This is a genomic window from Nocardia sp. CDC153 (assembly GCF_035818515.1).
Lineage (GTDB): Bacteria > Actinomycetota > Actinomycetes > Mycobacteriales > Mycobacteriaceae > Nocardia.
This window is the reverse complement of sequence record NZ_JAYKYU010000001.1, coordinates 728241-742949: the sequence shown is the minus strand read 5'-3', so window position 1 is coordinate 742949 and position 14709 is coordinate 728241. Positions and strand designations below refer to the sequence as shown.

14 protein-coding genes and 1 riboswitch are annotated in these 14709 nt (G+C 67.2%); of the genes, 5 read left to right on the top strand and 9 right to left on the bottom strand.

All coding sequences use genetic code 11. The features are described 5' to 3' along the window. Nucleotides 1-51: 51 nt before the first annotated feature. On the bottom strand, nt 52-438 hold the full coding sequence (locus tag VMT65_RS03350; protein WP_326306423.1) for a DUF488 domain-containing protein: 387 nt from the start codon (nt 436-438) through the stop codon (nt 52-54). 22 nt (nt 439-460) lie between these two features. On the opposite strand from VMT65_RS03350, the gene VMT65_RS03345 reads away from it, so the two are divergent. Then, nucleotides 461-733, top strand: a complete 273-nt coding sequence (locus VMT65_RS03345) for a hypothetical protein (protein WP_326306422.1) — start codon at nt 461-463, stop codon at nt 731-733. A gap of 22 nt (nt 734-755) precedes the next feature. Here VMT65_RS03345 and VMT65_RS03340 read toward each other — a convergent pair whose 3' ends face one another. The 3 genes from VMT65_RS03340 to VMT65_RS03330 all read right to left on the bottom strand — a co-directional run bounded on the left by VMT65_RS03340 (nt 756) and on the right by VMT65_RS03330 (nt 4686). Continuing rightward, nucleotides 756-1676: an NADP-dependent oxidoreductase gene (locus tag VMT65_RS03340; protein ID WP_326306421.1), complete on the bottom strand. Its 921-nt coding sequence runs from the start codon at nt 1674-1676 to the stop codon at nt 756-758. Nucleotides 1677-1898: 222 nt separating this feature from the next. Further along, nucleotides 1899-3194 carry a serine hydroxymethyltransferase gene (gene glyA / locus VMT65_RS03335; protein WP_326307424.1) on the bottom strand — a complete coding sequence of 432 codons (1296 nt, stop codon included), beginning with the start codon at nt 3192-3194 and terminating at the stop codon, nt 1899-1901. 107 nt (nt 3195-3301) lie between these two features. Beyond that, nucleotides 3302-3386, bottom strand: a riboswitch (ZMP/ZTP riboswitch). Nucleotides 3387-3489: 103 nt separating this feature from the next. Then, nucleotides 3490-4686 (bottom strand): DUF885 domain-containing protein, encoded by a 1197-nt coding sequence (locus tag VMT65_RS03330; RefSeq protein ID WP_326306420.1) that lies wholly within the window; start codon nt 4684-4686, stop codon nt 3490-3492. Nucleotides 4687-5082: 396 nt separating this feature from the next. Here VMT65_RS03330 and coaA point away from each other — a divergent pair, with 396 nt between their 5' ends. Continuing rightward, on the top strand, nt 5083-6015 hold the full coding sequence (gene coaA / locus VMT65_RS03325; protein WP_326306419.1) for a type I pantothenate kinase: 933 nt from the start codon (nt 5083-5085) through the stop codon (nt 6013-6015). Here coaA and VMT65_RS03320 read toward each other — a convergent pair. Continuing rightward, nucleotides 6012-6617: a hypothetical protein gene (locus VMT65_RS03320; RefSeq protein WP_326306418.1), complete on the bottom strand. Its 606-nt coding sequence runs from the start codon at nt 6615-6617 to the stop codon at nt 6012-6014. The two genes, coaA and VMT65_RS03320, sit on opposite strands and share 4 nt — an antisense overlap. A 181-nt stretch (nt 6618-6798) precedes the next feature. Further along, nucleotides 6799-7578 (bottom strand): isoprenyl transferase, encoded by a 780-nt coding sequence (locus VMT65_RS03315; protein WP_326306417.1) that lies wholly within the window; start codon nt 7576-7578, stop codon nt 6799-6801. A gap of 202 nt (nt 7579-7780) precedes the next feature. Between VMT65_RS03315 and trhA the strand changes: the two genes are divergently transcribed. The 3 genes from trhA (at nt 7781) to VMT65_RS03300 (ending at nt 10846) form a co-directional block, all read left to right on the top strand. Further along, a complete protein-coding gene (trhA, locus tag VMT65_RS03310) occupies nt 7781-8509 on the top strand; it encodes a PAQR family membrane homeostasis protein TrhA (protein ID WP_326306416.1) in 729 nt (242 codons plus the stop codon). Nucleotides 8510-8589: 80 nt separating this feature from the next. Next, nucleotides 8590-10158: an adenylate/guanylate cyclase domain-containing protein gene (locus tag VMT65_RS03305; RefSeq protein WP_326306415.1), complete on the top strand. Its 1569-nt coding sequence runs from the start codon at nt 8590-8592 to the stop codon at nt 10156-10158. A 214-nt stretch (nt 10159-10372) separates the two neighbouring features. Then, nucleotides 10373-10846, top strand: coding sequence for a hypothetical protein (locus VMT65_RS03300; protein ID WP_326306414.1), 474 nt, complete (start codon nt 10373-10375; stop codon nt 10844-10846). A gap of 3 nt (nt 10847-10849) precedes the next feature. Here VMT65_RS03300 and VMT65_RS03295 read toward each other — a convergent pair whose 3' ends face one another. The 3 genes from VMT65_RS03295 to VMT65_RS03285 form a co-directional block, all read right to left on the bottom strand. Further along, on the bottom strand, nt 10850-12901 hold the full coding sequence (locus VMT65_RS03295) for a thioredoxin domain-containing protein (protein ID WP_326306413.1): 2052 nt from the start codon (nt 12899-12901) through the stop codon (nt 10850-10852). 111 nt (nt 12902-13012) lie between these two features. Continuing rightward, complete coding sequence (locus VMT65_RS03290; RefSeq protein WP_326306412.1) at nt 13013-13789, bottom strand: COG4705 family protein; 777 nt, start codon at nt 13787-13789, stop codon at nt 13013-13015. Nucleotides 13790-13872: 83 nt separating this feature from the next. Next, nucleotides 13873-14700 (bottom strand): hypothetical protein, encoded by an 828-nt coding sequence (locus VMT65_RS03285; RefSeq protein WP_326306411.1) that lies wholly within the window; start codon nt 14698-14700, stop codon nt 13873-13875. Nucleotides 14701-14709 lie beyond the last annotated feature (9 nt).

The window sequence follows — 14709 nt, the reverse complement described above, 5'->3', positions numbered from 1 at the left end:
CGAAATCGCGATCCGGCTCCCCGACTGTCGGGCGCATTGGTGAAGATCGCGTTAACGCCTGTCCGCTCTGGGTGTTTCGCGCAATTCCTCGATCAACACCGGGACGTGGCTGTGCTCGGGGTCCTTTGTCGCCGTGACCAGCGTCAACGGGCCCTCGGCGGCCTGCTGGCGCAGACGCGCCAAACCCTGCCGGGCGGCGTCGTCGGCGAGTTCGATTCGATACTTCCGCTCGAACTCCGCACGGCGTGTCTCCGGGTCCGCGTGATACCACTTGCGCAGCTCGTTCGACGGGGTCACCGCCTTGGCCCAGTCATCGATGCCCGCCTGCTGTTTGCTGATCCCGCGCGGCCAGAGCCGATCCACCAGCACCCGGCGACCGTCGGCCGCGTCGGGGGCGTCGTACACGCGCTTGACCCGGTACCTCGGTTGCTGTGCCATGTCCTCCATTACAGTCGAGCCCATGGCCGAAACCACGGATCTAGAGAGTCTGCCCACCAAGGAACTGCACGATCGCGCGGTGAAGCTGGCCGCGCGCCGCGGCGACATCAAGTTCCTGTGGGAGCTGCTGAAATCCATCCCGGCCGCCGAGGCCGCCGCCGGGGATATCGGCGAGAGCGAGGCCGACATCAAGTACGTGCTGCCCATCCTGGACGACTACGCCCACGCGGGCGAGGGCAAGATCGGCGAGGTGCTCCGGCCGATGTACGCGGAATACCTGCGCAAGCACGCCTGATTCGGTTACCGGGCGGCTCGGCTCACGGGCGCAGCACGATCTTGCCGCGGGTGTGGCGGCGTTCCAGCTCCCGGAAGGCGTCGCGCACCTCGGCGAGGGGATAGGTTGCGGCAATGGGGATTTCGAGGCGGCCCGCGGCGATGAGGTCGGCGAGTTCGGCCACCACGTCGATGGTGTCGGCGGCCGCGGTGCCCTCGAATTTGACCCCGAAGCGCCGGACGGCGTCGACATCGATGATGGTGTCGATGCGCTCGGGTTTCACGCCGAGATCGATCGCCAGCTCGACGTAGCCCGAACCGTAGGTGTCGATGAAGGCGTCCAGTCCGCCCGGCGCGGCGGCGTGCAGCCGCTCGGCCAGGCTGTCGCCGTAAACGACTGGAATCACACCCTTTTCGCGCAGCCAGTCCTGATTCGAGGGACCGGCGATGCCGATCACGGACGCGCCGCGCTCGCGAAGCAATTGCACCACAATCGATCCCACCCCGCCGGCCGCGCCCGAGACGGCCACTACGTCGCCCTTGTCCGCCTCCACCGCGCGGACCGCCGCGAAAGCCGTTGTGCCCGCGACGAACAGCGCCCCCGCCGCATCCCACGACACCGGCTCAGGCTTGGGCGTCACCTGATCCGCCGGTACCCGCACATGCGTGGCGTGCGAGGCCCGCTCATTGGTGAACCCGATGACCTCTTGGCCCACCGCGATCGCGCTCACCCCGTCCCCGACCGCCACCACGCGCCCCGCGAAATCACTGCCCTGCCCCGACGGAAACGTGGTCGGCCACCGCTCGCGCAGCGCCCCGGACCGAATGGCCGACTCCCCCGGATTGATCCCCGCGCTGACGACCCGCACCACCACCTCCCCCGGCCCCGCCGTCGGCTCCGGAACCTCCACCACCCGCAGCACATTCAGATCGCCGTACTCGTCGAACCTGACCGCCTCGGCCATGACCACTCCTCTTTCCTTAGACGCTTCCTTTCCGGAGGAGTTCCACCGGAGGACCCGGCTGACACCGATGACGCCGCGCGCCGCCCGCTCGGCGCGGCGCAGAATCGTCCCCGCGCGGACCGACTGGAATCTCGGCCAGCACGTGGTTCGGCCTGGTCCGCAAAAGCGAGAGCCCGCCGCGATCATGAGATCGCGGCGGGCTCTTGGTCTTTCGGTGGAAGCTCAGCCGAGCAGCTTCCAGTCCTCGAGGCCGTCGTAGAGCGGGAACTCCTGGGCCAGCTTGGAGACGCGCTGACGCAGCGAATCCAGGTCGGCCGAGCCGGTCAGGGCGGCCGCGATGATCTCGGCGACCTCGGTGAACTGCTCGTCGCCGAAGCCGCGGGTGGCCAGGGCCGGGGTGCCGATGCGCAGGCCGGAGGTGACCATCGGCGGGCGCGGGTCGAACGGAACGGCATTGCGGTTCACGGTGATTCCGATTTCGTGCAGGAGATCCTCACCCTGCTGGCCGTCGAGCTGCGAGTTGCGCAGGTCGACCAGGACCAGGTGCACGTCGGTGCCGCCGGTGAGCACGGTGACGCCCTTGGCCTGGGCGTCGGCCTGGGTCAGACGCTCGGCGATGATCTTCGCGCCGGACAGCGTGCGCTGCTGGCGCTCGGCGAACTCGGCACCCGCCGCGATCTTGAAGGCCACGGCCTTGGCGGCGATGGCGTGCATGAGCGGGCCGCCCTGCTGGCCCGGGAACACCGCGGAGTTCAGCTTCTTGGCGAACTCCTCCTTGGCCAGGATCAGGCCGGAGCGCGGGCCGCCGAGGGTCTTGTGCACGGTGGAGGACACCACGTGCGCGTGCGGGACCGGCGACGGGTGCAGGCCCGCGGCAACGAGTCCCGCGAAGTGCGCCATGTCGACCCACAGGTACGCGCCGACCTCGTCGGCGATCTCGCGGAAGGCCGCGAAGTCCAGGTGCCGCGGGTAGGCCGACCAGCCGGCGACGATCACCTTCGGGCGGGTCTCCTTGGCAAGCTTGCGCACCTCGTCCATGTCGACGCGGTGGTCTTCCTTGGAGACGCCGTAGGCGTGCACCTCGTACAGCTTGCCCGAGAAGTTCAGGCGCATGCCGTGGGTGAGGTGGCCGCCGTGCGCGAGGTCCAGGCCCAGCAGCTTCTCGCCCGGGGTCATCAGCGCGTGCAGCACGGCCGCGTTGGCCTGCGCACCCGAATGCGGCTGCACGTTGGCGTATTCCGCGCCGAACAGTTCGGTGACGCGGGCACGCGCCAGATCCTCGACGATGTCGACGTTCTCGCAGCCGCCGTAGTAGCGGCGGCCCGGGTAGCCCTCGGCGTACTTGTTGGTGAGCACACTGCCCTGCGCCTGCAGCACCGCGCGCGGCACGAAGTTCTCCGAGGCGATCATCTCGAGGGTGTCGCGCTGGCGAGCGAGCTCGCCGCCCATCGCGGAAGCGACTTCGGGATCGAGTTCGGCGAGGGACTGGCTGTTGACAGAGGCGCTCGTCTGGGTCACGCCGCCGAGTCTATTGTCCGATGCGGACGCGCCGATCAAGGGGTTGTGTGTGTCGCTCATGGCGCAGCACCTCCGTCTTCCGGGTACCCCGAATGTGATCGGGGATCGCCAGGCACCCAGGCGCGCGGTGCCGGACTTCGGTGCTTCCCGGTGGTTGCTTCCACCTCGAGTGCGCCAGTCGCGGTCCGCCCATCCTATAGGCCCCGGCCACCATCCCACCCCCGCCCCCGGCCACTACACCCTCCGCACCCGGTGGTCATGCTGGCCGCACGGAACCGTGTAGGGAGTTTGCTTCTCACATGCGGCGAATCGCGCCGGGGGTGAGGGGTTCGTCGAGGAGGCGACCGAAGCGGTCGGAGCGGTCGGCGGGATCGGCGGCGCGATCGAGCCAGCCGCCGAGGAGTCGGTAGCCCTCGACGTAGGTGGAGATGTAGGCGCGCCACAGCGGGGAGGACAGGAAGCGCAGGGACTGGGTGGCGCGCTCGGGGGTGATCAGGCTCCAGCGCTGCATGAACTCGGCCACCTCGTCGGGGCCGCGGCGGCGGTCGTGCAGCAGCAGGGCCGCGTCCTGGCGCACGCCGAGCAGGTTCGCCGAGGCGGTCGAAATCCGTTCGGCGCGTTCGCCATCGAAGCGCAGGCCGAGATCGGCGTAGACCTCCTGCGCCCAGCGGCCCCAGCCCGGGCCGACGATCGACTTCAGGGCCAGATCCGCCAGGCCCTCGGCCATCAGGCACTGCGGGGTGTTGACCACGAACAGCGTCTGCTCGTCCTGCCCGGCCCCGACCAGTCCGGCCTCCTTGCGGCAGTGCTCGGTGTGATGGCCCGGGTAGGACTCGTGCGCGATCAGGTGCGGCAGCTGCGACATGTGCTGCTTGAGATCGGAATTGATGGCCACCCGGGACTGGTAGTTGCCCAGGTAGTAGTTGAAGCCCGACCACGGCTTGTCGCCCACGACTTCGTATTCCACGTGCTCGTTGTCCGGCAGCGGATACCGCTCGCGCACCAACTCGCGCAATGCGCTCGAGAACGCGGCCACGCACTCCTTCAACCGCTCCGGCGGAATCTCGTCCTGACGCCGGTGCGCGGTAATGCGATCCAGCAGCGGGCCGTCGCCGGGCAGCACCTCGTCCAACTGTCGGTGCGCCTCGCGGTAATCCTCGGTGTCGCCGGGCGCGATATCCACATCGAAGTAGGCGCGCACCTCATCGACGAAGTTGATGTCCTCCCCCGCGAATTTGCGCCCCGAGCATTCGAGGGCACGCAGATGCGCCTCGAGAAATTCCACCCGCTCCGCCGAAAGCCCGGCCTCGGGCAGCTCCTTCCGCAGCGCGGCCGCCCGATTCGCGAGATCCCGCGGCTCCGGTGCGGGCGCGTTCTCCACCTCGCGCCGCAATGCCGGATCACCGGTATAGGCGTCGACGAACCCCTCTTCGAGCCGATCGAATGCCAGTCCGAGCCGCAGATATTCGGTCACCAAGGGATGCGCTGCCATCCCCCGACCCTATGCGATCCCCAACACCCCCGCCCCGTCATCCCAGCCCACCGCTCCCTTCCGTCATCCCGGCATGCCCCTTTCGTCATCCCGGCATGCTTTTGGCCGGGATCCACGGTGGATTCCGGCCAAAAGCGCGCCGGAATGACGGGGCACGTCGGGTCGAATCCGCTTGTAGTGCAGGCTTATCGGCCCAACCGGGCGGTTGTGATGTGGCCTATCCCACTCTGGTTACCCGCGAGTAGCAATACCTGGTGTTCACCCGGATGTTGAGGCCGAGCACAATTCGGCTATGCGTGGAGTGTTGGCCGGATCGCCGGGCACGGCGACGATGCGGCTTCCCGAGAGCTGTTGTTGTCGGCCGACCCGAGCACGCCGGACGCGGGGACACGAGTAATGGCACGGATGAGCGAGCCCAGCCCGTATGTGGAATTCGACCGCAAGCAGTGGCGCACCCTGCGAAAGTCGACTCCCCTGGTGCTCACCGAGGAAGAACTGATCGGCCTGCGCGGCCTGGGTGAGCAGATCGACCTCGAGGAGGTCGCGGAGGTCTATCTGCCTCTGGCTCGTCTCATCCATCTGCAGGTCGCGGCGCGGCAGCGCCTGTTCGCCGCCACCGCCACCTTCCTCGGCGAGACCCATCCCGACCGTCAGGTCCCGTTCGTCATCGGTGTGGCGGGCTCGGTGGCGGTCGGCAAGTCCACCACCGCGCGTGTGCTGCAGGCGCTCCTGGCGCGCTGGGACCACCATCCGCGCGTGGATCTGGTCACCACCGACGGATTCCTCTACCCGACAGCCGAACTCACCCGCCGCGGCATCATGCACCGCAAGGGTTTCCCGGAGTCCTACGACCGCCGCAAGCTGCTGCGCTTCGTCACCGAGGTGAAATCCGGTGCGCACGAGGTGTGTGCGCCGGTGTATTCGCACATCGCCTACGACATCGTGCCCGGCGAATACCACTGCGTGCGCCAGCCCGACATTCTCATTGTCGAGGGCCTCAATGTGCTGCAGACCGGTCCCCGCCTCATGGTCTCGGACCTGTTCGACTTCTCGGTCTACGTGGACGCGCGCATCGAGGACATCGAGAACTGGTATGTGCAGCGCTTCCTGTCGCTGCAGAAGACCGCCTTCCAGGACCCGAATTCGCACTTCCACCACTACGCGAACTTCAACGAGCAGGAAGCGGTCAACCAGGCCAAGGAGATCTGGCACAACATCAACCGGCCGAATCTGGTGGAGAACATCCTGCCGACCCGGCCGCGCGCGACCCTGGTGCTGCGCAAGGATGCCGACCACTCCATCAACCGATTGCGCCTGCGGAAGCTCTAAAGCCGCCAAGCCGCATCGAGTCTGGCGGCGACGTCGATATCGGTCGCGGCCTGAATGTGCGGTTTGCAGATCTCCGTGGCGATGTAGCGCGCCACGAAGCGGCGAATCTCGTGGTCGACGCTGGCGATGATGCGCAGGAGTTCGCCGCGTCGCGTGGCGCTGGCGACATTGATGCGCACATTGCTGGGCTGCGGCTCGTCGATTTCGATAAGCACCCGCAGCGGTTCGGCGGTCCGCACGGTCAGGTGCAGGTGAATGGTGCCGTCCACGCGGAACGGATAGCGATCCACCGCCAGATCGATGAGCAGATCCACCTTGAGCGGGATCACCAGGTCGAACGAAATGATGTCGTCCACATCGCGTTTCAGCCGGGGCTGGCCGAGCCGCACGGTGGCCGAGAGTTTCGCGAGCTTGCCCGGACCGGCTCCGATGGGCCCGAATTCGAAGGCCTCCCCCGTGAGTTTCTCGAAAGCCCCGGCTATCCGCTCGGGCGAGGCGGCGTATTCGAGAAAGGCGCGCCCGAACGCCTCGTAGCTGATGTACGGCACCGCCGCGACCTGGGTTTCCGCGGGGCCACCCTGCCCCTCGTACAGCTCGCTCATGCCTCCGCTCCGCTCCGGCACGAGCGAGGCTCGGCTGTGCCTTTTGTTCGCTCGCTGCGCTCGCTCATGCATTCCGACGGTACGCGAGCAAGGTTACGGCGAACCCGGAACACATTGCACTGCAATGGAACCGTTGAGCGGCTGTTGCACAGCCATCTGATTCTCGAGATTTCAGAGTTGATCAGACCCCGAAGCGGCGGTGCCGGGCCGCGTAATCACGCAGGGCCCGCAGGAAATCCACGCGCCGGAATTCCGGCCAGTACGCCTCGGTGAACCAGATCTCGGAATAGGCGCTCTGCCACAACAGGAATCCCGAGAGCCGCTGCTCACCGGAGGTGCGGATGACGAGATCGGGATCGGGCTGCCCGGAGGTGTAGAGGTGCTGGCCGATGGCGTCCACGGTGATGGACTGCACCAGATCCTCGCCGGTCTCCCCCGCGTCCATCTCCTGGCGGACCAGCGAGCGCACCGCGTCGGCGATCTCCTGGCGGCCGCCGTAGCCGATGGCGACATTCACGTGCACGCCGGTGCGACCCTCGGTGGACTTGGCCGCCTCGCTCAGCCGCCGGGCCATCTCGGCGGGCAGCTGGTCGAGCGCGCCGACAATGCGGACGCTCCAATTCTGTTCCGGCGCAGACAGTTCGTCGACGACGTCGGTGATGACCTCGAAGAGGGTCTCGAGTTCGTCGGAGTCGCGCCGCAGGTTCTCGGTGGAGAGCAGGTAGAGGGTCACCATCTCGATGCCCGCCTCGCCGCACCACCCGACGAGTTCGGCGATCTTCAGCGCGCCGACCCGATGGCCGTGGCTGATGTCACTGAACCCGTTCTCCCGGGCCCAGCGCCGATTGCCGTCGCACATGACGGCAACATGCCGCGGATGCTGTTTGCCCGCCAGCTGCTGGGCCAGCCGCTTCTCGTATATGCGATATGGGAGCCCACGCACCTGACTCGCAACCTTCACGGCCGCAACCCTACGCCCTGCCCGCCTCCCCGCGCCTTTTGCCGGTCGAAAGAGCCGTCGCACCTTTCGCACCGGACCGGCGGTCAGCACCGACACCGATTTTGGACGTACCCGACGAGTTACCCCCATCGCAACGAAATCAGTAGTCGCCTCACACATCGAAGAAAACCTACGGTACCGTAGGTTACTCAGGAGGTAACCAATGTCCGACACTATGCCGCCCACCGCCCCGGTGGCGGACGTCCTGGCGACGGTCCGCGAAGAACTCGGGACAGTTCGGGAAGAACTGGCACTGATCAAACCCCGCATGCGCGGGTGGATTCACGCCTGGGCAGTGGGCGTGGCCGCGATCGCGGGGATCGTGCTGGTGTCCGCTGCGACCACGGTGTCGGCGACGGCGGCCTGGTCGACGCTGGTGTACGCGATCACGGTGTGCGGAGTGTTCGGGATCAGTGCGACCTATCACCGGGTGAATTGGAAGACCGATCGGACGCGGATGTGGATGAAGCGGGCCGATCATTCGATGATCTTCCTTTTCATCGCGGGCAGTTACACGCCGTTCGCGCTGCTCGGGGTGCGCGGTGCGGCCGGGACCGTGCTGCTGTCGATCGTGTGGGCGGGGGCGCTGGCCGGGGTCGCGCTGAAGATGCTGTGGCCCACCGCTCCTCGCTGGGTCGGGGTGCCGCTGTATCTGCTGCTGGGTTGGGCCATCGTGCCGGTGGCGGGGACGCTGATCGGCAATGTCGGCTGGACGCCGGTGATCCTGCTGTTGGCGGGCGGCATCGCCTACAGCGTGGGCGGGGTGCTCTACGCCTCGCGGTGGCCGGATCCGTGGCCGGAGGTTTTCGGGCATCACGAGTTCTTCCATGCCGCAACGGTGGTCGCGGCGCTGTGCCATTACATCGCGGTGTGGTTGGTCTTGCTCAGTTGATCCCGGGGTGGCTCGGTTGATCTCTGAGCAATTACCCACAAACGTGCAATCCCGGCCGAAAGGTCTCTAGAGTCTGCGACGTGACCAGCAGACTCATCCTGTGGGCGCTGCGCGCGCGTGGGGGTCTGTCGGCTGTCGTCATGGCGTGCAATCTCGGCGGCCTCGCGGTGATCACCACCGAACTGTTCCTGAGCGGATTCCTGAGCCGACTCGGGTCGCATTGGATGAGCACCTTCGTCTCCGTGTCGATCTATCCGGCGATCGGCGCGCTGGTCGGCATCGTCCTGGCGGTGCGGGACCGCCGCCACTACTTCGGCTGGCTGGATCAGCGCCGCCCGCCCACCGACCGCGAGGCGAAACGCCTACTGCAACTGCCGCTCTCGATCACCCTGCGGGCGCTGGCCATCTGGCTGCCCGGCGTGGTCGTGGCGGCCGCGATCTTCTCGCACGCCACCGAGGAACGCAGCTTCCCGGTGGTGCTGTCCATGTTCACCCTCGGTGGGCTGGAGTCGGCGGCCCTCACGTTCCTGATCGTGGATCGGCTCATTCGGCCGACGATTCCGGTGGTCGCGGAGGTGCTCGACGAGACCGCGCACTGGAGCAATACCGTGCTGGCCCGGGTGCTGGTCACCTTCGCGGTGGCGGGGGCGGTGCCGCTGTTCATGTTGATCACGGTGCTGGCCGATCCGACGACCGATACCCAGGACCGGATTCGGACCGGCATCTACATGGCGATCGTCGGGCTGTCCGCGGGCGTGGTGGCGACGGCGGCGCTGGCGCGGGCGGTGGCCACGCCCATGCACACGCTGCGGGACGCGTTGGATCGGATCGCGCGCGGGGATCTCGACGCCCGGGTGACCATCAACAGCACCAGCGAGATCGGGCGGCTCGAGCATTCGGTGAACGAGCTGGCCGCCAATCTCAGTGAGCGCGAACGCATGCGGACCGTGTTCGGGCGCCACGTCGGCACCGAGGTGGCCGAGCGGGCGCTCTCGGGCACCACCACCGACCTGAGCGGCGATATGCGAGTGGTGACAGCGCTTTTCGTGGATGTGACCGGATCGGTCGCCATGGCCACCGAGCTCGCGCCACACGAGTTCGTGGCCAAGCTCAATCGGCTGCTGTCCACCGTGGTGGCGGCCACCGAGGACAATCACGGGCTGGTCAACAAGTTCGAAGGCGATGCGGCACTGTGCATTTTCGGCGCGCCCATCGCGCTGGAGGACAATGCGACGCCCGCGCTGGTGGCCGCGCGGCGGATTCGGGACGAGGTGGCGGTGCTCGGCGAGCTCGATGTGGGCATCGGCATCGCGCGGGGGCTGGTGTTCGCCGGGGACGTGGGGACCGACACCCGGCTGGAGTTCACGGTCATCGGTGACGCGGTGAACGAGGCCGCGCGCTTGACCACCGAGGCGAAACTGGTCCCGCGCCGCATTCTCGCGAGTCAGGCGGTCATAGACGCCGCCTCCGATTTCGAGCGCACGAAGTGGACCCACTTCGACACTCTCCAGCTCCGCGGCCGCAAAGAGCCCACTCCCTGCTGGACCGACGTCCCCTCGCCAACCCACCGCAACGGCAATGCCCCGCGGGCCGACCGGACTTCGGCCGCACCCCAGGAGTCCGCCGCCGACCGGGCCGCCGATCGCTGATCATTCGAGCCGCTTCGGAGTTGTCCGCGCACCCGCCGCGACCTGCCAATATTCGTACGAAACCACTGATCTGAACACATCCGGACTGTAGAACCGCCGCCTCCGCCCAGCAACGCATTAACCAGTCACAACGCGGTGTCATACCTGGGGACCGGGGGTATCTCGTACTCGAGGGGGATTCGAAGTGGCGGTGTGAAGTCGGACAGTTATCGACATGACTGAGATTGGCGCGTTCGAGCGAACATCGGCGGCGGTGTGGGAGCGGCCCGAGCGGGCGATCCTGGCCTACCGCGCCGTCGTGGTCGCGCTGGTGGCGGGGGTGGGTGAGACGCTGGGACGCGCGGCGATCGCCCTGGACGGGTCCGATGTGCGAATGTCGAGTCTGGCGGGCGGTTTGGCGGTGCGGGCGGCGATCTACGTGTTGGTGTTCGCGCTCGCGGCCCGGATGCTGGGTGGAAGTCTATGGGCGCGAGCCATTCTCGTGGTGGGCCTGGGCACGCTCGGGCTGGCGTCGCTCGTGGTGGAGCCGGTCGGTGCGGTGCTATCGGCTCACCATCTCGGCGACGTGTTCACCGGCTGGACCCCGAACACCGTGATACTCGGCCTGTTCCGTGCCGCCCACATCGTCGCGGTTCTCGTGTTCGTGCCCGCCGCCGTCGCGGCGGGCCACCGCGTCGATCACCGCTAGCGGTCAGGCCGACTGCGGTGGGAGCAGTCCAGTGCGCACGTCCTCGACGGTGGTGACGGGCAGGTCGCAGACCGAGCCGCGGCAGATGTAGGCGGCGGCGGTGTCGCGGACCGGTGGGCGGTCGGCGAGCAGAGGTTGGGAGTCGAGTTCGCCCGAGACGATGACGGAGCCGCCGGGGGCGGCGGTGCGGACGGCGGCCAGTAGGGTTGCGGCGCTGTCGGTTTCGGCGTCCGGGCCGTGGACGATGGCTACCTGGATGGGGCCGCGCAGGGCGGCTTCGGCGACGGCGAGCCAGTGTCCGGCCGAGCGGGGTGCGCGGGCCAGCAGGACCGCGCCCCGGGTCAGGGTCAGGTCGGCTAGTTGGCGGTAGCGGGACGCCTTGTCGGTCTCGGTGATCGCCGCGGCGGTGAGCAGTGCCTCGGCGAGAACCGAAGTGCCGGACGGGGTTGCGCCGTCCAGGGGGTCGCGGGGGCGGGTGAGCAGGGTTTCGGCGTCGTCGGCGGTGTCGAACCAGCTGCCGGGGGTTTCGGGATCGGCGAAGTGGGTGATGGCGGCATCGAGCAGCCGCTGCGCCTCGGCCAGCCAGTCTCCCTCGGCGGTCTGATGCAATGCGAGCAATCCCAAGGCGAGCCAGGCGTAGTCCTCGAGCACGCCCGGGGCGGACCCCGGCACTCCGCCCAGGGAGGCCCGGCACACTCGTCCCTCGGTCACATGGGTGTCGATCAGGTAGCGGGCGCAGCGTGCGGCGGCCTCGATCCACTCCGAATGCCCATGTGCGGCACCGGCTTCCGCGAGCGCGACGATGGCCATCCCGTTCCAGGCGGTGACCACCTTGTCGTCCCGTTCGGGTTGCGGCCGACGCGAGCGGGCGTCGGACAGCCGTGCCCGAATGGCCTCGAACCGTTCGCGATCGGCCGGGCTCGGATCGGCGTACCGGGTCAGCACCGAGGTCCCGTGCTCGAAGGTGCCCGCCGTGGTGACGCCGAAAAGCTCTGCGGCCCAAGCCCCGTCGAGCGCACCCAACTCGCCGTTCAGCTCGGCCGGGGTCCACACATAGGTAGCGCCTTCGACGCCGGGCTTTCCCGGTTCCAGGTGCGTATCGGCATCCAGCGCCGACGCGAAGGCACCCTGCTCGGTGCCCAGATCCGTGAGCAGGAATTCCACGGTCTCCCGAGTCACCCGCAGCGCCAGCGATTCCGGGCTGCGCCGAGCCAGATGCGCGTAAACCCGCAACAACTGCGCATTGTCATAGAGCATCTTCTCGAAATGCGGCACCACCCAGGCGGCATCCACCGAATACCGAGCGAACCCACCCCGCAACTGGTCATAGATTCCACCCCGGGCCATCGCCTCGCAGGTGAACGAAACGGCCTGCAGCACACCGAGATCCCCGGTCAACTCATAATGCCGCAACAATCCCTCCAACAGCGCCGAAGGCGGAAACTTCGGCGCACCCCCGAACCCGCCGTGCTGCGCGTCCACATCCTTCAACACCGCCGACACCGCATGCTGAACCAGCTCCACCCCGATCCCGATCTCCGAATCCGGCAACCCCGCCGTCTGCTGCCGCAAAGCCTCTCCCACCTGCCCCGCAGCCGCATTCACCTCATCCCGCCGATTCCGCCACGTCTCATTCACCGCCGTCAACAACTGCGTGAATGACGGCATCCCATGCCGAGGCGTCTTCGGGTAATACGTCCCGCAGTAAAAAGGCTCCCCCTCCGGCGTCAGAAAACAGGTCATAGGCCACCCACCCTGCCCCGTCATAGCCACGGTCGCATTCATATAAACCGCGTCCAGATCCGGCCTCTCCTCCCGATCCACCTTGATGCAAACAAAATTCGCATTCATGATCTCCGCAGTAGCCGCATCCTCGAACGACTCATGCGCCATCACATGACACCAGTGACAACTCGCATACCCGATCGACAACAGAATCGGCACATCCCGCTCCGCGGCCTCCGCCAGTGCCCCCGCACCCCACTCCCGCCAATCCACCGGATTGTCGGCATGCTGACGCAGGTAAGGCGAAGTCGCACCGGCCAACTGGTTCATATCCTCAGCCTTCCACAATCAATGACCGGATAACACGACACCCACGCCATACCAACCGCCATCGCCCCGATCCTGACGGGCAGACCCGTCGGATAAGGGCGTCGGCCCGGGTCATACGGACACCTCGCGGTGCCGGCTCGCGCGCCGGGCGAGGGTGGCGATGAGGAGGAGCATGGGGATGGCGGCGGCCAGGGTGACCCAGCCGGTGCCGAGGTTCAGGCCGTCATTGCGGTCGGAGGCGAGCCAGTCGGTCAGTGACGCACCCAGCGGGCGGGTGACGACGTAGGCGGACCAGAATGCGATTACGGGGTTGAGTCCTCGGCGCCAGGCCAGCGCGGGGACCGCGATCGCGGCCGCGAAGACCATGGATGAGAGCAGGAAGCCGAGATGCAGTGTCGCGGCGGTGAAGTCGCCGGCGACCGTTCCCAGGGCGAAGGTGATCACGACCGTGGTCCAGTAGAAGCCTTCGCGCCGAGGGGTATTGATGGTGTGCACGTCCAGTGTCCGCTCGCTGCGGTACCAGAGCCCGAGGACGGCCGCGAGCAAGGCCGCGAAAATCGCGGTCGAGATGCCCAGCGGAATGCCGACCACGAAGTCCACGATGTCGGCGACCATGGTGCCGAAGATGGCCACCATGACCACGGCCGTCCAGTAGACCCACACGCGATACCGGGGCGTGCGGAACTGGGCGACCAAGCTGAGCACGAACGCCACCAGCGCACCACCCACCGCCAGCGCCGGTGGCAGGTGTTTGACGAGAAAGTCGGAGAAGGTTTCCCCCATACCGGTGGAAAGCACCTTGATCACCCAGAACAGGACCGTGATCTGCGGAACCTTCACCAACACCGAGGACGAAGACGAATCGGCAAGTGTCGCATGGTTTGTCACGCCGCCACTGTGCGCGCCCGCCCCTGAGAAGCCGCTGTGAGCCGACCTGTTGCAGGACAGGGCATTCTGTGCATCGGCGCGGCTCAGGACCCGGTTATCAGGCCTGCGCGGCGCAGGAAGGTCATCGCGTTGTCCTTGCTGCCGTAAAAGCTCATATCGATGGTGAGCCCGGAGTCGGCGTTGCCGTAGTAGAGCTCGTATTTGTTCTCGGTATCCACATACGCCAGTACCGAGCCGGATTTGACCAGCTGATCGCCCGTCTTGTTCGGCAGCTGCTTCGCGGTATCGGTGTCGACCCACGCATCGAAACTCTCGTCGCCGTTGAATTCGGCGAACAGGCCGTCGATGAGCGAGTTACCCGCTGGAATCGTGCAGGTCAGACGGCCTTTCTCGGAACCTTCTCGACTTGGTTCGCACGTCGAGGCCTGCCGCAACGCCGCGGGCAACGCGTTGCGAGTGGCACTTTCGCCGGACCCGCTCCCGGAATCCTTGGTGAACCACCAGATTCCGGTAGCCGCTACCCCGACCACGACCAGGGCCACCACGATCAACCCCACCACCAGCGGCGCCTTGCTGCGCGGCGGCATCGGCCCCGCACCCGGCATGCCATAGTTCTGGTGTGGCGCAGCGGGATTGAACTGCGGGTATCCCTGATTCATCGGCTGCCACGACGGGGCATAGCCGGGATTGTTCCCCGCCACCGGCGGATGCTGATATCCACCTTGTATCGGCGACCCCTCGGGCCGAAATTCGTTTCCCACCACCGCGGCTTCCACCTCTCGCGCACATGGAAGCTCCCCCGTGAATAGAGCTTCCCCTCCCGGCATCGGAGTGTAGCGCGTTGCCGCGAGCGGATCGCCGGGCTCGGCTGAAAGCGCGGGCCCGCTTGCCGATCCGGCCCGCGGGCGCATCGAAGTTGT